We start from the raw sequence: 19,388 nt of genomic DNA, 5'->3' as shown, positions 1-19,388 counted from the left end.
TTATCAATATTGCTCTTGGGGGTATTGATAACGCAGCCAGCCCTCCTTAGACGGTGGCTAATTTGCGCAGGTTAACGGCACAAATTTTAAACTCGGGGATTTGAGCCACAGGATCGAGGGCATTAATCGTGAGTTTATTAGCGGCGGCCTCGGCGAAATGGAATGGCAAAAATAGTACCCCCACTTGCGCGCGTTTACTCACAAAGGCATCAATAGTAATAGTGCCGCGACGCGTACTCAGCTCTAGGCTATCCCCGTTTTCAATGCCATATTGCTCGGCATCATAAACCGAGATCATGACCTTGGGACTCGCGAGCATATCAAGCCCCGCGGTTTTGCGCGTCAAAGTGCCGGTATGGAATTGTTCCAGTAAGCGTCCGGTGGAGAGGATTAATGGATAGTCATCGCAAGGCAGTTCGGCGGGTAATCGATAGCTAACGGGTTCGAGCTTGGCCTTACCTCGAATAAAGCAGTCTTGATGTAATATTGCGGTGCCCGGATCGCTGGCGTTGATGCAAGGCCATTGCAAACCTTGTTTGGCGACCTTATCTATGGGTCTGAGTCTGTCCCAATAGATGCCACGATATTGCGGGGTGGCTTTAATCGCTTCGCTCCACAGCGTTTCTTCAGAATCATACTGCCAGTTAGCCCCCATGGCATTGGCAATCGCCTGAATAATGCGCCAGTCTGGCAGTGCTTGCCCAGGAGGATTGACCGCTTGTTGTAATTGCTGCACTCGGCGCTCAGTGTTGGTGAAGTGACCACGTTTCTCGGCAAAGGCCGCAGCGGGCAAGACGACGTCGGCGTAGGCGGCTGTTTCGGTTAAGAAAATATCTTGCACCACCACAAATTCAGCTGCTGCGAGGCCTTGGATAACATGGGCTTGATCGGGGTCGCTCAGTACCGGGTTTTCGCCCATGATATACAACGCCTTTAGTTGCCCATGCGCCAAGGCTTTCATCATATGGGTGGCGGCAATACCGACCTCGGTACTCAATGGAGCTTGCCATAAGTCAGACAAACGGGCGAGGTTTTCACTGTCGTGGTAGCGGCGATAGCCCGGCAAATAGTCGGGTAGGGCTCCCATATCGCAGGCGCCTTGAACATTGCTTTGGCCCCGCAACGGGTTAATGCCTGCGCCTTTGATACCTATGTTGCCGAGTAAAAGCTGCAAGTTGGCAATGGCGGTCACATTGTCATGGCCAGAGGTATGCTGAGTGATCCCCATGGCGTAGAACACGGCGGTTTTTGTGGCCGTGCCCAGCATGCGGGCAAGCGTGGCGATGTCATCAGCGCTAACGCCAGTGATCTTTGCGGCCATCGCTAAGCTGTAATCTGCTTTCATTAGTTCAGTTTTCAGCAGTTCAAAACCTTCGGTGCGCTGTTCGATGTAGGCGGTATCATGCCAGTGATGGATCAGGATTTGCTGCATGATGGCGTTAAGCAGCATGACATCCGTTCCAGGTTTGTGGCTGATATACAGCTCGGCCTTATCGGCGATGGAGACTTTTTTCGGATCGGCTACCACTAAGCGAGCTTGGTGATAATTCACGGCTTCTTTTATTCGTGAGGCGATGATCGGATGCGCTGACTCTGTGTCTGAGCCTAAGATAAAGATCAAATCTGCGTGCTTGATGCCCTGTATATCATTGGTCATAGCGCCGCTACCCAAATTGGCATTAAGGGCGCTGACGGTTGACGCGTGGCACAGGCGGGCACAATGATCTATGTTGTTGCTTCCTAATACGGCTCGTACAAATTTCTGCAGAAGATAGTTTTCTTCGTTGGTCGCTTTCGCCGAAGACAAGGCGGCAATGGACTTGGCACCGTGTACCGCCTTAATGTCGCTAAAACGTTTAGCTATCAGGCTAATGGCTTGCTCCCAGCTGGCCGGCTCCAGTTGGCCATTGCGCCTGATTAACGGCGTGGTGAGTCGTTGTTCACTGCCGATAAAGTCAAAGCCAAAGCGCCCTTTAACGCAGAGCATGCCTTCATTGACTTGTGATTCACTGTCACCGACCACATGTTTAATGGTGTTGTTGGCACGATCGACATGCATGTTAAGGCGGCAGCCTACGCCGCAGTACGTACAAATGGTCGATACCGTATCGAGCTGGGTGGTGCGCGCTTGGGATTTATCTCTGGCATCGGTCAGGGCGCCGGTGGGGCATACTTGGACGCAGTTACCACATTGCACACACTGGCTATCAGCCATCCGGGCGCTAAAACCGGCACGCGGCGCGCGTCGCAGTAGTGCCCCATTGTCATTGGGGACAGCGCTAAAGCTATTGGGCTCAAAGCAAATGGCGTGATGGCCGCTTTGGCGTTGACACATATCGACACAAGCGCCACAGCTAATACAGCGGTTGGCGTCAAACTGAATAAATGCGGCACTCTTGTCGACCATAAAACGCTGACAGTCTTGAGTGTCTAGGCTAGATGAGTCCACTTTATATTCGGTGGCATAGTCTCTTAATGAACACTGAGTATTGGCTTGGCAAGCACATTCAAGGCAGCGAGCGGCTTCTTGTAAGGCGTGATCGTTACTGAAGCCCAGTTCGACTTCGTCAAAGTTGCCTTGGCGCGCTTGGCGAGATAACTCAGCCATCTTAAAGCGCTCATGCTTGGCGACATTGGCATAGAGACTGGGATCTAGTTGCGGATTACTGAGTTTGCCTTTAGTGGCATTGAACGGCTGTTGCACGAGATCGCACACTAAGCCAGTCGTGAGTTGCTTATGTATCGCCTCGCTGGCGCGGCGGCCATCGCCAATGGCGGCAACCGCGGTCGCTGGCCCTCGGCGTGAGTCGCCAATTACAAATAGTTTTTCAATCCCTGCGGACATGGTGTGTTCACAGCCCGCAAAGGTATTCCAGCGTGTCAGGGCTAATTTGCCGTTAGATAGTTGGTTTTGCGGTTGGCTTAAAAAGTCCATATCCGGGGTTTGCGACACCGCGGCTATCACGGTATCAAAGTCTTCGGTGAAGGTTTCACCTGTGGCCTTTGGTGAGCGCCGCCCGGAAGCATCGGGTTCGGTTAACGCCATCTTGCTCAAGGTGATGGCCTTGACTCGGCCGTGATCATCACTCAGGTTTTCAAGCGGATTCGTTAAAAAGTGAAACTTAACCCCTTCGACCTCAGCCTCGTGAATTTCATAAGGCTCGGCAGGCATATCCGCACGGGTCCGGCGATAAATTAAGGTCACATCGGCGCCGGTGCGCACCGCAGTTCGGGCACAGTCGATGGCGGTATTACCGCCACCAATGACAGCCACCTTGTTCCCGGTAACTAATGTCTGCTCGGTACAAAAGTCTTTGAGGTAATCAACCCCAAGGTAGCAACCGGCAAGATCGGCGCCAGGATAGTCCATGGCGACGGCTTTTTGAGCGCCAATGGCCAGACAGACTGCATCGAAATCAGCCACTAACTCTTGAAGTTGGATGTGTTGGCCTAAGCGGGTATGGGTTTCAATCTTAAGGCCGTTAGCACACATCAGCTCGATTTCTTTATCGAGGATAGCTTTCGGTAACCGGTATTCTGGAATGCCATAGCGCAACCAGCCGCCCGCCTTGGGCATCGCCTCAAAAAGAGTGACATCATGGCCTTGATTCGATAAAAAATAGCCCGCGCTCAAACCCGCCGGCCCCGCACCGATAATGGCGACTTTTTTGCCGGTATCGGCGGCACGCTCCGGCATCCACGGTTGTTCACTGTCGAGATCGATATCCGCCGCATGACGTTTTAACTGGCGAATTGCTAATGGTTCATCGACTAAGCTGCGGCGACATTCACTCTCGCAAAAGGCCGGACATACGCGGCCAATGGAGAGTGGCATCGGCAAGGTTTGCTTGATCACCTTTACTGCTTGCTGGTGATCGCCTTGGGCCATGTGATACAGGTATGATTGGACATCGACGCCTGCCGGACACGCTTGCTGACAGGGGGCTTCACAGTCGGCAAAATGGTCATTGAGGATCAGTTGTAAGGCTTGTTGGCGCATGTTTGACAGGGTTTGCGATTGGGTCACGACGGTGAGACCATCGCTCACTGGCGTGCTGCAGGCATGGCGGTATTGCCAGCCATCTTCACTTGCTATGGCTACCGTACAAAGATGGTGGGTTTGCCCTGACTCATCGGCTCCCGGATTGGCGCACAAATGCGGTAGGTTAATGCCTGCCTTGAGGCAGGCTTGCAGTAGGGTATCGCCGGCATTTGTCTGCAGTGTCTGATCATCAATCACGAGAGTCATCATGTGCTGGGCCTTCATCTGGAATTAGGATAGCGAGCAAAGATGCGATAAGTTATTGATAGTTCAATACTGACGCGTCGCTTTGTCCAAAGTATACCTAGCGCAAGCAGGGTCTCAGGTCATGCCAGCCGATCTTTGTGATGGATTCGTGGCAAGACTCACGTTTTGGTTGTTAGTGTAGGGTGCGCGTCGTTGTGGTCTAGGTTGGATTGATGGGGATCTCGTTTTTTTAGGGGCGGCGCTCGCATGCCGTTATTAAGTTACGGTAAATCATGTGACTTAGCCCCCATCGCTGCTTTAGCGTGTCATTTTCTTTACAAAGACCACGACGAACAAGGCGATAGTAAAGCTGCCGGTAAATGCTTCAAAGGCCGCCACCGCCTTGGAAAATCCCACCGGGGTGAAGTCGCCATAGCCCAAGGTGGTAAATGTGACCACTGAGTAATATAAGCAATTAAAGAATAATGAGAGATACTCAGAAAATTGCATGTTGGCGTGGGCCACATGGGTCTGGCCGTTAAACATTAATCCAGTGAAGAAATACACACAGGCGCAGCATACAATCAGCGCCAGCGAAAAGAAGATGACCCTAAGGGGTGCTTCGCCATAACCGCAAAACATATCAATGAGTTTAGAGACCATTCGTTGCTGGCTATACTTGGGCATCTGTTGGCGACGCATGGTGAGTTCTTTTTGAATATATTCCCCTGCCATGGCAAATAAGCCTTCATGCTCAGCCGCTTTGCGTAAATCACGGTAAATTTCTTCGGCTTGCTCGAAATAATCCTGCGCTATCTCATGTTCATCGAGTTTTAACGCGCGATAGGCTTGTTGCTCTTGAATAATATCGCCACCAATATGCACATTTTCAATTTTGGCTCCGGCCCATTTGACCCCGAGAAGATTGGCTTGCGAGAGTTTGGTTAAATGTAAGTTAGCGTCACGTAAGTCGGCTTTCATGACATTGGCTTTGTCGAGATTGAGATTGAATAAATGCGCACCTTGCAAATTGGCGCGATAAAGATCGGCATGGCTCATATCGTAGCCAGTCTTGCTGTGGTGATGCACTAAGTCGATGCCTTCGAGGTTGGCATGACGCAAATGTATACCACGAAGCATGCCACCTTGATGAGCAAACTCTTCTAATTGTTTGGCGGTGTCAGGGCTATCTTTGAGCTGTTTTGGATCGTGCCAATAGCACAAGCCTGAGGCTAGCGCGGGGGCGTGGCACTCATGTCCGTTATCTTCCTTGTAACAACATGTTTTTATTTCGTCCATGCTGTTGAGTATAGTCGCTAACGCCATAATGCTAATTTTTCCAGCCGAGGCTGAATCCGAATCTTTAAGCTCAACATATGAATAAAAATCTCTCTAAATTTAGCGCAAATAGGGTGGTGCCTCGAATTGATGGCGAGTTGATCTCATATTCGGGCGGAGGGAGGCGGTATTTTTAGGGGAAAAACTTGAGTAGTTTTGATGGCTATTCATCTGTGATTCGCGATGGAATTAGGGTAAAATGCCGCCTTTATCGCCTTTTAACTCCAACTCGAAAGTAAATCATCATGTTTGAAGTCAATCCTGTGAAATTTAAGATTAAGGAGCTGGCCGAGCGCACCCAGCTTCTTAGGGGGTATCTTTGACTATGACGCCAAGAAAGAGCGTCTAGAAGAAGTGAGCCGTGAGCTGGAAAGCTCTGAAGTATGGAACGAACCTGAGCGTGCTCAGGCCTTAGGCAAAGAGCGTTCAAGTCTCGAAGCTGTGGTAGAAACCATCGACACCTTAGACACGGGTCTTGAAGATGTTGAAGGTCTGCTGGAATTAGCCGTTGAAGAAGACGATCAAGATACCTTCAATGATGCTGAAGCCGAATTGGCCGAGCTTGAAAAGCGTTTGGCTGAACTCGAATTCCGCCGCATGTTCTCAGGCCCACATGACAACAATGATTGTTATTTGGATATTCAATCGGGTTCGGGTGGTACGGAAGCTCAAGATTGGGCCAACATGGTACTGCGAATGTTCTTGCGTTGGGGCGAAGCCCACGATTTTTCGCCAGAACTGATTGAAGTGTCAGACGGGGACGTTGCGGGTATTAAGAGTGCCACGATTAAGTTCAGTGGCGAATACGCCTTTGGCTGGTTGCGCACTGAAACCGGTGTTCACCGCTTGGTTCGTAAATCACCATTTGATTCCGGTGGTCGCCGCCATACGTCATTCTGCTCAGTGTTTGTATACCCTGAAATTGATGATGAAATTGAGATTGATATCAACCCCGCGGATTTGCGCGTCGATACTTATCGAGCCTCTGGTGCCGGTGGTCAGCACGTTAACCGTACCGAATCGGCGATTCGTATTACTCACGTGCCGACCAATACGGTTGTGCAGTGTCAGAATGACCGCTCGCAGCATAAAAACCGTGATACCGCGATGAAGCAATTAAAAGCTAAGCTGTATGAGCTGGAAATGCAGAAGCAGAATGCTGAAAAGCAAGCCGCTGAAGATGCTAAGTCTGATATCGGTTGGGGCAGCCAGATCCGTTCATACGTGCTCGATGATTCACGTATTAAAGATTTGCGTACCGGAGTGGAAACCCGCAATACCCAAGCGGTATTAGATGGTGACCTAGATAAATTTATTGAGGCCAGCCTGAAGTCCGGCCTGTAAGGGCCATTCAGATTGACCAGGTGGTCGGTTCGCCGGCCAATGTTGGCACAGAGAGAAAGATATGACTGAACAAGTGCAAGTAACCCAAGATGAGAACAAGCTGATCGCCGAGCGTCGCGCTAAGCTTGAGCATGTCCGTTCGCAGTGTCCTGCTAACGCTCACCCTAATACTTTCCGTCGCACCCATAAAGCGGCTGAACTGCAGGCTGAGTACGGTCACAACACCAAAGAAGAACTGGAAGCGTTAGGCTTTACCACCAGTATTGCTGGCCGCATCATGGCTAAGCGTGGTCCCTTCTTAGTGATCCAAGATGTGTCTGGCCGCATTCAGGCGTACGCCGAAAAGAGCGTTCAAGGTGATATTAAAGAACGTTATCAAGGTCTGGATATTGGTGACATCATCGGTGTGACTGGCCAGCTGCACTTGTCTGGTAAAGGCGATTTATACGTCAACATGGAACAATACCAGTTGCTGACTAAGGCGCTGCGTCCTTTGCCAGAAAAATTCCATGGTTTGACCGACCAAGAAACGCGTTATCGCCAACGTTATGTTGATCTGATCGTGAACGAAGATTCTCGTCAAGCCTTTATGATGCGCTCTAAAGTGGTGGCGGCTATCCGCAACTTTATGGTGAAAAAAGAGTTTATGGAAGTAGAAACCCCGATGATGCATGTCATCCCTGGTGGTGCTTCTGCGCGTCCATTCGTGACCCATCATAACGCTCTGGATATCGAAATGTACCTGCGTATTGCGCCTGAGTTATATCTCAAGCGTTTAGTTGTCGGTGGGTTTGAGCGTGTGTTCGAAATTAACCGTAACTTCCGCAATGAAGGTTTGTCGCCGCGTCATAACCCAGAATTCACCATGATGGAATTCTATATGGCGTACGCTGACTACAACGATCTGATTGATTTAACCGAAGAAATGTTGAGCTCTATCGCCAAAGATTTGTGCGGTGATACCAAGCTGCCTTATGGCGAACACACCATAGATTTCGGTGGCCCATATGCCAGAATGAGCATGCTCGAAGCGATTCAGCATTACAATCCTGACAATGCCACTATCCAAGCCATGACCTATGAGCAAGTCAAAGATCTCGACTTTATGCGCTCGCTGGCGAAGAGTCTGCATATTGATGTGGAAACCTTCTGGAGCTGTGGCCAGCTGTTAGAAGAAATCTTCGGTGAAACCGCCGAGCCGCAGTTAATGCAGCCGACATTTATTACCGGTTATCCTGCTGATATTTCACCACTGGCTCGCCGTAGCGATGGTAATGACTTTATTACTGACCGTTTTGAGTTCTTCATTGGTGGTCGTGAAGTGGCGAACGGTTTCAGCGAGTTAAACGATGCTGAAGATCAAGATGCGCGCTTTAAAGCTCAGGTAGATGCTAAAGATGCGGGTGATGATGAAGCCATGTTCTATGATGCCGATTATATTACGGCGTTGGAGCACGGTCTGCCACCGACCGCCGGTCAAGGTATTGGTATCGACCGTTTAGTGATGTTGTTCACTAATACTCATACCATTCGTGACGTGATCCTGTTCCCAGCGATGCGTCCTCAAGCCTAATTTGGCTCCATGAGTCGTAAAAAAGCCCAGAATATTCTGGGCTTTTTTGTCGGTGTCGATACGCACTAACAGTTAAATTTAGCGATTTGGATCTTAATCTGTTGCGCCAGCTGCTCGAGCTCAGTGGCAGCGCGCTGACTTTGACCGCTGCGTTCTTCACCTAAGCGTGCCAAATCCGTCATTTGATGCAGATTTAGGGTAATGTCATGTGCCACAGCACTTTGCTGTTCGGTGGCGCAGGCAATATTGCCGCTGAGCCCAACTAATTCATTAATGCTATTGGTAATCGCATGAAGTTCGCTCCCGACTTTTTGGCCTTCGGCAGCCGAATGACTGCCCAGTTGTTGGCTGGTGTCCATTTGCGCCTTGGTGTGTCCCACTTGCAGTTGTAACTGCTGAATACTTTGTTCGATTTCAACAATGGCCTCTTGGGTGCGTTTAGCCAGTGAGCGCACTTCGTCAGCGACCACGGCAAAACCGCGCCCTTGCTCACCCGCTCTTGCCGCTTCAATCGCCGCATTTAATGCTAATAGGTTGGTTTGTTCGGCGATAGCATTGATCACTTGGGTGATCTTGCTGATAGCCACGCTGGCGTGCTCAACTTCCGTGACCGAGTGCTGACTGTCATCAATTTGCTGGCGCAAATCTTCTAGGTTTTTAACGAGCTGAGTCACTTGTTGCTGGCCGACGGATGCCGAGCCGCCCACCTCTTGGCTCATGCTCGCCCCATGTTGGGTATGTTGAGCCACGTCTCTAATCGAGGTCGACATTTCTTCGATGGCGGCCGCTATTTGGTCGGTCTGAGACAACATGGTTTGCGCTTCTTGGCGATTGACATCAGCCTGCTGGCGTGAGTCATTGGCTAAGGTATCTAACTGTGTCACCGAATGTTTCAAGGCTATTAAGGTCGCGCTGAGTTTGGTGGCCATGTGTGCAATGCTGGCGGTGATGCCATCGACTTCATTGCGGCTATGGGCTGGGGGTTGAATTAACGCTTGTTGCAGGTCGCCATCGCCAAGGGCGGCAACACTGGTTTGCAACTGCCGGAGCGGCTTTAAGCGATTGACTAGCACTGCGGCTAAGGCAAGACTGATAAGAACCACGCCGAGTAATGATAGTAAGCTATTGCTGGTCAGCAATTGCAGGCTTTCTTCATTGAGTTCATGGGCAGGAACCTGGGCCACTAAGCTCCAATGCCAACCTTTCACTTCCTCGACAAAACCGTACATGGCCACTTGTTCATTATTGAGGTAATGGCGTTCATACTCGTTGGTGGTGATTTCACTTGGGGTCAATCCATTTAGGATCGCAGCGGAGACTGGAGTGCCAAACGGCGACTGATGATGAAAAATAACCGTGTTGTTATTGTTATTAACTAATAAAAAGTGGCCAGACTCTTCCACCATAAGTTGTTTGATACTATTGCGTAAATGTGCGATTGAATTGCTGATGTCAAACCCTATGTACATCACGGCGATGAGCTTATCGTGTTTATCCGTGATGGGGCGGTAGACGGCCATGTAATCGCGACCAAACAATTCGGCATAACCTGCAAAGGGTTTCCCCGCGATTAACGCCCCATAAGCGGGGTGATCTTTGCCAAGAAATGTGCCCAGTGCGCGTTGGCCATTGTCCATGGCCACTGAGGTAGAAATGCGTTGAAAATCATCGCCGACCCGCACAAAGACGGTAGCATTGCCGCCGGTGATGTTGGCAAACCTATCCACCTTACTTTTGGCGGAGTTGATTAATTCCTTTTCATGAAATAGTGCTGGGGTTTGTTTATCGAGAATTTTGATACTGCGATCGGTTTGGTAAAATTCACCCGGATACATGCTACGAAACACGTCGGCATTGTGCTCGGCCATGTTCAGCAGACTGTGGTACTGCATTTCGAGCAATTCTGACACACTATGCACTTGACGTTTAACGGAAGATATCCCTTTATCTTGTAATGACTGCGCCGCGGTAAAATAAGAAATGGCCCCGATACCACCTAAAATGAAAATGCTTAATAATAATGCTAAAACTCCAATTTGCCTGGCAATAGGCCATGTTTGAAAATTCACTGCAATTCCCTGCGATAGTATTTTTTTTCGCACTGTAGCGAGTTTTGGCTTAAATTGGAGTGATCTTGTTCTAGCTATCAGATTTTCATGAATAAAAATTGTTCTGCAATCGATGCTGGCCATCATAAACCGAGTCTTTATGGGGCTTGTAGAGAGTATGAACACCAGAGACAGCAGAGAGGGAGTCGCCGGCTTAGACAGCTAGAAGGCTATCAAAAAATAAACAAAATACTGCTTTACTTTGGCGAACGCTCACTGCTATTATTCTGCCGCTACTTGAGAGTAGAGTTATTAAAATAAGCATAAGTTCAAGCAAAACCCTAAGATGCATTCTCGTTTCGTTTTTGTCCTCAGTGTTTCCTTTCGCTTCTTCGTAAATATTAATAATTCGAGCTTTAGTATTCCAATCTATTGGAAATTCATTTAATTAATTATTTATAAGGGACATCAAATGTCTAATTCAAACACTGGTTCAGTAAAATGGTTTAACGAAGATAAAGGTTTTGGTTTTATCGCTCAAGATAACGGCGGCCCAGATGTATTCGTACATTTCCGCGCTATCGTTTCTGAAGGCTTCAAAACTTTAGCCGAAGGTCAGAAGGTTACTTTTATGCTTGAGCAAGGTCCTAAGGGTCCTCAAGCTGCTAACGTTGTTGCTCTGTAATTATATAATTACTTCGACAAATATTTTATCTAGTTTTCTATAATTAAAGGGGCATCATATGTCTAGCACTGGTTCAGTAAAATGGTTCAACGAAGAGAAAGGTTTTGGTTTTATTGCTCAAGATAACGGCGGTCCAGATGTATTCGTACATTTCCGTTCTATCGTTTCTGATGGCTTCAAAACTTTAGCTGAAGGTCAAAAAGTGTCTTTCGCTCTGGAACAAGGTCCTAAGGGTCCTCAAGCTTCTAACGTTGTTGCGCTGTAATTAGCCACCAATAAGAAGTTAAAAAGGTCGCCATAAGCGACCTTTTTTGTATCTGCAGTTTAGATTTTCTTCAATTAAGGTAGCGGTTTAGGGCTGTTTCCTTCGTCTAAATCCTGGCTGAGTATTTCAGCTGTCTGCTCTGGTCTCTGCTTCGCTATGGCAGTAAACATGGCAACAAAATCATCTGCCATTTGCTCATAATTGGTTTTGGGACTTTTATTCTCCCCTTGGTGATTCATTGGGGCGCGAGTACTCATAGTCTTGTCCTGTAGGTTACATCAGCTGACAACATAATTGTTTTTATAGTATTCAAGCTAGCAAGCCAATGCGCCTTGAGCAAGTAGATCGTTATCAATTGCTGACAATTATCATGTTTGGCCGCCAATATGAGATTAGCTATTGGCCATTAACCATTGCTGAAGATCGGCCCCGGATAATGCACCGGCTTGTTGCGCGATAATCGTGCCCTGCTTGATGATGATCAAACTGGGTATGGATCGAATACCAAATTGGGCGGCTAATTGTGGCTGAGCTTGGGTATCGACTTTGCCGAAGCGATATTGCTGGCTAAAACGGCTCGCGGCGGCGCTAAAGGTGGCGGCAAAACTCTGGCAGGGGCCGCACCAATCCGCCCAAAAGTCGATCACTATGGGGAATTCAGATTGATTGGCATGGCGGCTAAAGTTTTGAGCGGTCAGGGTGATAGGTACACCACTGAGTAATGGTGATTGGCAATGGCCGCACTGAGGGTTATCTGATAAACGCTGGTCACTAACCCGATTTAAGCCGGCACATTGAGGGCAAGAGATAAGCATGCTACATCCTTTAATCACTGGTTGAAGCAATGATTTTAGCGAAATGTTAGCCCTATGACGAGCCCATGGAGTGGCTTTCGAGACTGGCTTAATCGGGTGTTATAAAAAAAAGCGACCAAGACGCATAAGTATTCATTGCTTGTTGAGGGTAAATAGCGTTTACTTCTCAATAAATGAAAATCAAAGTCTAGGGATGATCTATTTGTGAGCCAGTTTAAGTCAATCAAAGTTACTGATTACTATGAGTTATCGCGATTTGAGCGCATTAAGCAGTTTGCTAAGCATAAGCCAACGCCCTGTGTGGTGATCGACACTGAGATTATCGCTGCACAATACGATGAAATGACTAAAAACTTCCCGTTTGCTCATATTTATTATGCGGTTAAAGCGAATCCTGGCGCACCTATCCTGGCCTTGTTGCATCAAAAATCCGCTAATTTTGATATTGCCTCTATCTATGAGTTAGAGATGGTGATGGCGCACGGAGTCAGCTGCGATCGCATCAGTTTTGGCAATACCATTAAAAAGCGTCAAGATGTGGAAGCCTTTTATGAGCGTGGAGTGCGTTTATTTGCCTCTGACTCAGAGGCCGATATTCGTATGTTGGCTCAAGCCGCCCCCGGTAGCCGAGTTTATGTACGTATTCTGACCGTGGGCAACGACACCGCCGATTGGCCATTATCACGTAAGTTTGGCTGTCAGCCTGAGATGGCCTATGACTTATTAGTATTGGCACAATCTTTAGGCCTTGAAGCTTATGGGGTGTCATTTCATGTCGGTTCGCAACAACGAGATATTGGTGCATGGCAAGTTGCGATTAATCAAGTGGCACAACTCTTTACTCGTTTGTCTGAACAAGCGGGTATTAAGTTGGCGATGATCAATATGGGCGGTGGTTTTCCGGCGAATTATTTGGATAAGACCCAGGCATTAGCTGGGTATGCCCAAGCGATCACCGGCTATTTGTCGCAGGCATTTCCAGAGACAATGCCGAAAATCATCCTTGAGCCAGGGCGATCGCTGATTTCAAATGCCGGGGTGTTGATTTCCGAAGTGGTGCTGATTTCTCATAAATCGAGTGACTCTAATGAGCGCTGGGTGTTTGCGGATGTCGGCAAGTTCTCTGGGTTAATTGAAACCTTGGATGAGGCGATTAAATTTCCGATTGTGACCGATAAGCACGGGCCCTTAGGCGCTTGTGTCATTGCTGGCCCCACCTGTGACAGTGCCGATATCATGTATGAGCATTATCGCTATGGGTTGCCACAAGATTTGGCCATCGGAGATAAATTATATTGGCTAACAACTGGCGCTTATACCACCACGTATTCGGCGGTATGTTTTAACGGTTTTCCGCCGCTTAAAGATTATTACCTTTAATTGATAACGACTCATCTCAACGTGAGCTGAGTCGTTAGTGAGCATCCCGGCTTATTGGGCGAGACGCTTACCTCCTAAATATTTAAAAATACTTAGAAATGATGGTTTGGATGAAGTTTGCGGCGCAGGGATGTGCAGGCGCTCTGCGATATCGGCAGCGTCCACTAAGCCGCGAATTTCGTGTTGTTGGTTATCGACGACCAAGCAATGACTCAAACCTGACAGCTTGAGCGTATTCAGAATATCCCCGACCGTACTCGATAGCAGTTGTTGAAAATCCAATGCGATTAATTGATCTCTTGGGGACATCAAATCGGCCACTGTGATGTCGCCTTTTGGCGTGAATTTGTTCTGATGTTGGGTGATAGCCTGAGGGGATAAGGCCTCTTGGGTAATAATCCCGATAAGATCTTCATCCCGATCGATGACCATCTTTATGGCGCAGTGCTCGTGGCGCATCATTTCCTGCGCACCAATAGCTTGAGTGTCCGCATCAATCATACTGGGCGGAGCATGGTGAAAGTCGAGAAACACTTCGCTGGCCGCCGACTCGAGATTGATATTCGTTAAATGATGGGGTTGAGTCAGGTGATCAATTTTATGAATAGGGTACGCGTTTAGGATTTTCATTGTCGTGCTCCCAAGACTTATCGAGGAGAAAAGCCTCTTGTGACATTCATTGATGTTAACACTAACAATTTACCTTAAACCACAAATGCCGCGATTGCCAGTTCAAGGGATGAGAGCCGAACACTTGCGCCCTCACACCCTCATGGGCCGACAGCTTAGTTGGCTTGTACTGGCCCTAAATAGCCACTTAAGCCTTTAAAACCACCCTTTAAAATTCTAACGTTATCAAAACCTGCATGACGCAGCGCCGTGCCGATGGCCGTGGCTCTCGCCCCAGATTTACAAATAATCACGACCGGCTTATCGGTGGGCAGTTTGGCGAGATTTTCGGGTAAAAACACGGTTTCAGCCGACATGGCTAAGCTGCCCGGTAAAGATAAACCAAAGATGTCCATTTCGGCGGGCGTACGGATATCGATGGCCACCAGATCAGTACCGGCTTTGATGCTGTTGACAAAGGCTTCGGGGCTCATCAAACCGAGGTTTTTACCGGCGGCGGCACCTTTAATCGGGGCGAAAAACGTTTGATAACTGGCTGCCAGTTCGGGGTTATAACTGCTGGCATTAACCGCGCCGGAGAATAACGTCGCTAAGGCCAAGGTGCTGATATATTTGGTGCGCATAATGATCATTTCTCTAATGGTTGTGTTTGTCCTTATCATTCTTGGCTGGATTAATCTCTCGGTGCAATGGCGATGCTTTGACGAGACGACATTTTTATAATTACTTATTTTTTAAAGAATAACCTTTGGATTTATCGATATTTATTGGGATTAATCGCGCTTTTGCTTGGTGACAGTAATACGTTTTAGACATGAAAATTTATTAAAAGGGTTAACTCGAGGGGGAAGCGGCCTGCACCATCCTTAGTGCGGCGCCTGGTTTAACCTTTGACTTTTTGGATAATAAACAAGAGTAACACTGCACCTATTGTCGCACTGATAATCGAACCTATGATGCCAACGGAAGCGAGTCCGAGTAGCCCAAATACAAATCCTCCCAAAAATGAACCAACAATTCCGACAACAATATTGCCCACAAGGCCAAAGCCACTGCCTTGCATGATTTTGCCTGCTAACCAGCCGGCGACCGCGCCGATGATTAACATGACTATGATGGCTGACACTGTCATATATTCTCCTTAGATCAATAAGTACCGAAGAAGAGTATAGGACAGCTTCTGCCCTGGTGGGGCGGCGGGGGCAAAACATCGCTAGGCCGCTAAACTTTCACGGCCTAGCGATGTTTTGATACTGTTAAAGAATAAACGTTGCCACTTGCTGATTGAGCTTGTCGGCACGGATTTTAAGGGTTTCAGCGTGTGCTAAGCCTTGATTGGCGGTGTTGCTGACTTCTTCGCTCACATCTTTAATGACCACGACGTTGTAAGAAATTTCGGCGCTCACTTGGGTTTGCTCTTCGGCCGCGGTGGCAATTTGAGCCGCCATATCGGAGATCACGGCAACCGCTTGGGCGATTTCCGTTAAGGCTTGAGCGGCAATATCGGCATCGGCCACGCTGTGCTGGGCCAGTTGCTGACTGGTTTGCATCATGGTGACTGCGTGAGCTGTGGTGTGTTGCAGGGTTTCGATGGTGGCTTGAATTTCTAAGGTCGAATCTTGGGTGCGACGTGACAATATGCGCACTTCGTCAGCGACAACGGCAAAGCCGCGACCGTGCTCGCCTGCGCGCGCGGCTTCAATGGCGGCATTGAGCGCCAGTAAATTAGTCTGCTCGGCAATGCCTTGGATGGTGCCTAAAATGCTGGAGATGGATTGTGCGTGGCGGTTGAGCTCGTGAATGATACCGGTGGCGCTTTCAACCTCGCTGGCCAAATGATTAATCGATTGCCGAGTTTGCTCTACTTGTGAGTGCCCTTGATGACTGCTGGACGCTGATTGTTGCGCGGCCGCAGCGGTCTGCTCGGCATTCATTGCTATCTCTTGAGTGGCACTGGCCATTTCGGTGACCGCGGTCGCCACCATGGTTATTTGTTGCTGCTGCTTGTCGAGTTCTTGGCTGGCCATTTGGTTAGTGCTTAATGCCACGTTAGCATCCGCTTCTAATTCAATACTCAGCTGTCGCACTTGGCTGATTAACTGCTGCTGGGTGATCACAAATTGGTTGAAACTGGTGGCGAGCTCCCCGACCTCATCATGGTGCTCAATGGTTAATCTTTGGCTGAGATCGCCACTGCCTGCGGCGATTAATGACAGGGCATCGGTTACCCGCGCCAATGGTGCCAACAACAGTTGCACTAAATAGCGGATCACTAAGACACTGATCACCAGTGCCAGCGCGGCAATGGCTAACTGAGTCCACAGCATCTGCAGCAAGGGGGCGTCTAAGGTGTCCTTGTCTAAGATTAACAACAATTGCCATTGGGTATTGGGGATGGGTTGGGCCCACACTAATTTTTGGCGTTGATCGCTATCCATCAGCAGTGGGTAAAATGCGCCACTCGTTTGATTAATTTGCGCAATATTGCTGTGCAGTTGGTCATCAATCTGCGTCAAGGGCATTAAGGCTTTGCGGCTATCCTGATAGGCAATCGTGGTGCCATTGTTATGGGCTAAAATGGCTTGGCCATTCGCGGGCAACGGCATGGCGCTTATTTGAGACACTATCCCAGCAATGGAGACATCCGCGCCGACAACCCCATTGGCCACCGCCTTGGCAAGCGTGATCACGGTAATGTTATAGGCAACATCCACATAAGGTTCGGTGACCACCAGATCATTGGCTGCCGTCGCGGCTTGATACCAGGTGCGGCGGCGGGGATCATAACCGGTGCGATCTATGCTGATATCAGAATCATGCATCTGACCGTTGCTTTCTCCGAAATAACTGAGTTGGAAATTGCCTGAGGCTTGGCCTTGCTGTAAATGGGTGCTGATGTCGCCACTTATGTGGGTCGCCATCGCATTGAGAATATTTTTACGGACTTGCAACCACTCACTGATGCGGTTGGCTTCAAGGTTCGCCACCTGTTGCATTTGCGCCAGACTGGTTTGGGTTAAGGTGTCCTTCTTATGACTGTAGCTTTGCCATGTTAATAAGGCAGTTAATGCGGTTAAAGCACAAATAGTGGCGAGGAGTATTTTCGTATTGAGCGACCAAGATTTCATAAATTAACAACTAAAGATGATGCGCAGGCGCTTGAGTGCAAATCAATGCCGGCATAACAAAGAATGGCGCGGATAGTGACATAATTTAGCCTTTACTCATAGATATTCACTGGCAATGTTTGAACTTTCTCAAACATCTGCTGGCTAAATGGAGTGGCGGCGATAAAAAGTATGTGTTTACTTTGGGTTAGCCGCTAGATGTTCGTTGGCCTAGCCGAAGAAAATGATGGTTAATGGTAGAGTGATACACACAAGTAAGGTTGGCCAAAACCAGCGATTAGCACACCAAGTTAATGGCCCTAATAAGGCAAATATGCCAATGATTGGCCAGGGTGAATCAATACCGAACTCGCTTAAGACCTGACGACTGCCTTCGAAGGCGTAAATGCCAAATGCCGAAATAACGATGGCGAGGATAAATAAACCGAGTTTTTCTTTGTTCATAAATAGGGGGGCTTAGTGCAGCGCAGCAGAAATTATGCTGGCTATCATATCGTGTTAGCAAGTTGGCGTCATGGTCAATCCTTAGGTGTGCGACCTCAGTAGAGGTTGCTTTGGCTGAGTCATTGCCTGGCCAAACTAATGAGGGCTCGGCTCGGCGGAGTCTTTTTTATCAAAAATACCGTGACCAGAGTTGAGTAACATCGAGATTAACACCTTATTATCTATCTCCTCGCCATTGAGCATGCGCGCCAAGACTTCACTGCCAAATAATTGAGGCGATAAAATAATATCTGGCTGTACCATTTTGATTTTATTTATATTTTTGCTGTCATTGACGATAACGACTGTCTTGACGTCGGCGCTAATATCGCGAGCAGACAATAAGATAAAGGCGTTGTCAGCATCGTTTTCTGCCAAAGCCAATATGGCGCGACAGTTTTCTATGCCCGCTTTTTTTAATACCGAACTGTCGCTACTGTCACCGGAAATGATGTCAAACTTGCCATCGAGGCTTTGTTCTATCAAGGGAAACTCATCTTCTGGACGATTGGTAATGATGGTGACATCGAGTCCACGTTGATGTAGTTGGTTGATGGTATTCATGGCCATCATCGAGGTACCGCACACAATAAAGTGATCTTCGCGTTTCATGGGTATTTTGTTTCCTTTAACCAGTTTATTAAGGCCGCCACGAATGAGCGGTCCAAAAATGGTGGTGACCGAGGTGGCAAATACGGTAATGCCGGCAATAATCACCGAAATAGTGAAGATGCGAGCAGCTTCGCTGACGGGCAATATATCGCCGTAACCTACCGTTGTCATGGTGACCATCGAGAAATAAAAAGCCGTCATGATGTTGTCGATTTTTGGCTTGAAACCATCACCGAAATACAAGCTACCATAGGTGGCATACGCCACTAAAATCACGAAGGTTATCAGCGAGAAAATCCCGCCAGCCGTGACACTACTACGATTGAAGTCTTTGCGCAGTAAGATGAGAAATAGCAAGCTTGCAATACACAGGTTGATGCTGTGTTGTTGATCCGGCAAGAAGTGCCACGTAAAGAGTAAGGTGGTGACAAGCAAGGCTAGGCTCATGACCCAAGCGATGCGAGCTCGGAAGACTAAGCCAATGGAGTTGATGACTAAAAATACCCCCAGCATAAACCAAGGGGCATTGGTGAGCGAGGCGATATTAGCTTCGGAGAAATTGGAGATATGAAAGAGTTCAAAGACATTGCCAGACATGCCATAAACGGTTTTAAAAATCAGTAAGCCATTGAGTAGCACAGCAATAGCTACCAAGTTATGGCGGACAGATACCCACAGATTGATGATTTTTTTGAACAAATGCTTAAAGTGCTTCAACGGCATTGGGTGCAAAAGGATTTGATGCCAGTATAGGATAAAAATCCTAAGAGCTTAACTTTACTACCGATAATTAATCTGTGTGTTAGTGAACTCATCATCCTCTCGTATCCATCGGATACCATTGAGGATGATGAGATAT

General features: G+C 48.2%; 16 protein-coding genes. 5 read left to right on the top strand and 11 right to left on the bottom strand.

All coding sequences use genetic code 11. From position 1 onward, the window contains the following. Nucleotides 1-46 precede the first annotated feature (46 nt). A complete protein-coding gene (fdhF, locus tag KU855_RS03440) occupies nt 47-4,252 on the bottom strand; it encodes a formate dehydrogenase subunit alpha (protein WP_218528953.1) in 4,206 nt (1,401 codons plus the stop codon). Nucleotides 4,253-4,546: 294 nt separating this feature from the next. Next, the gene (locus KU855_RS03435) at nt 4,547-5,554 is read right to left on the bottom strand and encodes a pentapeptide repeat-containing protein (protein ID WP_256260857.1); all 1,008 of its coding nucleotides are present in this window, start codon (nt 5,552-5,554) and stop codon (nt 4,547-4,549) included. 257 nt (nt 5,555-5,811) lie between these two features. On the opposite strand from KU855_RS03435, the gene prfB reads away from it, so the two are divergent. Both prfB and lysS read left to right on the top strand, forming a co-directional pair. Then, nucleotides 5,812-6,910 (top strand): peptide chain release factor 2 gene (gene prfB / locus KU855_RS03430; protein ID WP_218528952.1). Its coding sequence is split into 2 segments (ribosomal slippage): nt 5,812-5,886 and nt 5,888-6,910, totalling 1,098 coding nucleotides; the frame shifts between segments, so codons are not numbered across the junction. A 61-nt stretch (nt 6,911-6,971) separates the two neighbouring features. Then, the gene (lysS, locus tag KU855_RS03425) at nt 6,972-8,483 is read left to right on the top strand and encodes a lysine--tRNA ligase (protein WP_218528951.1); all 1,512 of its coding nucleotides are present in this window, start codon (nt 6,972-6,974) and stop codon (nt 8,481-8,483) included. A gap of 65 nt (nt 8,484-8,548) precedes the next feature. Here lysS and KU855_RS03420 read toward each other — a convergent pair whose 3' ends face one another. Then, nucleotides 8,549-10,552 carry a Cache 3/Cache 2 fusion domain-containing protein gene (locus KU855_RS03420; RefSeq protein WP_218528950.1) on the bottom strand — a complete coding sequence of 668 codons (2,004 nt, stop codon included), beginning with the start codon at nt 10,550-10,552 and terminating at the stop codon, nt 8,549-8,551. Between the two features lie 451 nt (nt 10,553-11,003). On the opposite strand from KU855_RS03420, the gene KU855_RS03415 reads away from it, so the two are divergent. Both KU855_RS03415 and KU855_RS03410 read left to right on the top strand, forming a co-directional pair. Continuing rightward, the gene (locus KU855_RS03415) at nt 11,004-11,216 is read left to right on the top strand and encodes a cold-shock protein (RefSeq protein WP_218528949.1); all 213 of its coding nucleotides are present in this window, start codon (nt 11,004-11,006) and stop codon (nt 11,214-11,216) included. A 58-nt stretch (nt 11,217-11,274) separates the two neighbouring features. Next, nucleotides 11,275-11,481 carry a cold-shock protein gene (locus KU855_RS03410; protein ID WP_218528948.1) on the top strand — a complete coding sequence of 69 codons (207 nt, stop codon included), beginning with the start codon at nt 11,275-11,277 and terminating at the stop codon, nt 11,479-11,481. A gap of 74 nt (nt 11,482-11,555) precedes the next feature. On the opposite strand, the gene KU855_RS03405 is transcribed toward KU855_RS03410, so the two are convergent. Both KU855_RS03405 and trxC read right to left on the bottom strand, forming a co-directional pair. Then, the gene (locus KU855_RS03405) at nt 11,556-11,738 is read right to left on the bottom strand and encodes a hypothetical protein (RefSeq protein WP_218528947.1); all 183 of its coding nucleotides are present in this window, start codon (nt 11,736-11,738) and stop codon (nt 11,556-11,558) included. A 135-nt stretch (nt 11,739-11,873) separates the two neighbouring features. After that, entirely contained in the window at nt 11,874-12,296 is a 423-nt protein-coding gene (gene trxC, locus KU855_RS03400; protein ID WP_218528946.1) for a thioredoxin TrxC, read from the bottom strand. 204 nt (nt 12,297-12,500) lie between these two features. Between trxC and KU855_RS03395 the strand changes: the two genes are divergently transcribed. Next, nucleotides 12,501-13,676, top strand: a complete 1,176-nt coding sequence (locus tag KU855_RS03395; protein ID WP_218528945.1) for a type III PLP-dependent enzyme — start codon at nt 12,501-12,503, stop codon at nt 13,674-13,676. A gap of 51 nt (nt 13,677-13,727) precedes the next feature. On the opposite strand, the gene KU855_RS03390 is transcribed toward KU855_RS03395, so the two are convergent. The 6 genes from KU855_RS03390 to kch all read right to left on the bottom strand — a co-directional run bounded on the left by KU855_RS03390 (nt 13,728) and on the right by kch (nt 19,228). After that, the gene (locus KU855_RS03390; RefSeq protein ID WP_218528944.1) at nt 13,728-14,306 is read right to left on the bottom strand and encodes a histidine kinase; all 579 of its coding nucleotides are present in this window, start codon (nt 14,304-14,306) and stop codon (nt 13,728-13,730) included. A gap of 155 nt (nt 14,307-14,461) precedes the next feature. Continuing rightward, nucleotides 14,462-14,929: a rhodanese-like domain-containing protein gene (locus tag KU855_RS03385; RefSeq protein WP_218528943.1), complete on the bottom strand. Its 468-nt coding sequence runs from the start codon at nt 14,927-14,929 to the stop codon at nt 14,462-14,464. Between the two features lie 260 nt (nt 14,930-15,189). Further along, on the bottom strand, nt 15,190-15,438 hold the full coding sequence (locus tag KU855_RS03380) for a GlsB/YeaQ/YmgE family stress response membrane protein (RefSeq protein WP_218528942.1): 249 nt from the start codon (nt 15,436-15,438) through the stop codon (nt 15,190-15,192). Between the two features lie 124 nt (nt 15,439-15,562). Continuing rightward, on the bottom strand, nt 15,563-17,434 hold the full coding sequence (locus KU855_RS03375; protein WP_218528941.1) for a methyl-accepting chemotaxis protein: 1,872 nt from the start codon (nt 17,432-17,434) through the stop codon (nt 15,563-15,565). A 210-nt stretch (nt 17,435-17,644) separates the two neighbouring features. Further along, nucleotides 17,645-17,878, bottom strand: a complete 234-nt coding sequence (locus tag KU855_RS03370; RefSeq protein WP_218528940.1) for a hypothetical protein — start codon at nt 17,876-17,878, stop codon at nt 17,645-17,647. 135 nt (nt 17,879-18,013) lie between these two features. Further along, nucleotides 18,014-19,228 (bottom strand): voltage-gated potassium channel protein, encoded by a 1,215-nt coding sequence (gene kch, locus KU855_RS03365; RefSeq protein WP_256260856.1) that lies wholly within the window; start codon nt 19,226-19,228, stop codon nt 18,014-18,016. Between the last annotated feature and the right edge of the window lie 160 nt (nt 19,229-19,388).

The organism is Shewanella sp. NIFS-20-20, assembly GCF_019209865.1.
Taxonomy (GTDB): Bacteria; Pseudomonadota; Gammaproteobacteria; order Enterobacterales; family Shewanellaceae; genus Shewanella.
Note: the sequence above shows the minus strand (reverse complement) of the source record. Positions and strands in the feature narration are given on the sequence as shown.

Excerpts from the sequence above, each read along its gene's own strand:
- KU855_RS03390 (WP_218528944.1), bottom strand. The coding sequence starts at position 14,306 with ATGAAAATCCTAAACGCGTACCCTATTCATAAAATTGATCACCTGACT.
- KU855_RS03375 (WP_218528941.1), bottom strand. The coding sequence starts at position 17,434 with ATGAAATCTTGGTCGCTCAATACGAAAATACTCCTCGCCACTATTTGT.
- lysS (WP_218528951.1), top strand. The coding sequence starts at position 6,972 with ATGACTGAACAAGTGCAAGTAACCCAAGATGAGAACAAGCTGATCGCC.
- KU855_RS03415 (WP_218528949.1), top strand. The coding sequence starts at position 11,004 with ATGTCTAATTCAAACACTGGTTCAGTAAAATGGTTTAACGAAGATAAA.
- KU855_RS03410 (WP_218528948.1), top strand. The coding sequence starts at position 11,275 with ATGTCTAGCACTGGTTCAGTAAAATGGTTCAACGAAGAGAAAGGTTTT.
- KU855_RS03380 (WP_218528942.1), bottom strand. The coding sequence starts at position 15,438 with ATGACAGTGTCAGCCATCATAGTCATGTTAATCATCGGCGCGGTCGCC.
- trxC (WP_218528946.1), bottom strand. The coding sequence starts at position 12,296 with ATGCTTATCTCTTGCCCTCAATGTGCCGGCTTAAATCGGGTTAGTGAC.
- KU855_RS03370 (WP_218528940.1), bottom strand. The coding sequence starts at position 17,878 with ATGAACAAAGAAAAACTCGGTTTATTTATCCTCGCCATCGTTATTTCG.
- fdhF (WP_218528953.1), bottom strand. The coding sequence starts at position 4,252 with ATGATGACTCTCGTGATTGATGATCAGACACTGCAGACAAATGCCGGC.
- KU855_RS03405 (WP_218528947.1), bottom strand. The coding sequence starts at position 11,738 with ATGAGTACTCGCGCCCCAATGAATCACCAAGGGGAGAATAAAAGTCCC.
- KU855_RS03385 (WP_218528943.1), bottom strand. The coding sequence starts at position 14,929 with ATGCGCACCAAATATATCAGCACCTTGGCCTTAGCGACGTTATTCTCC.
- KU855_RS03435 (WP_256260857.1), bottom strand. The coding sequence starts at position 5,554 with ATGGCGTTAGCGACTATACTCAACAGCATGGACGAAATAAAAACATGT.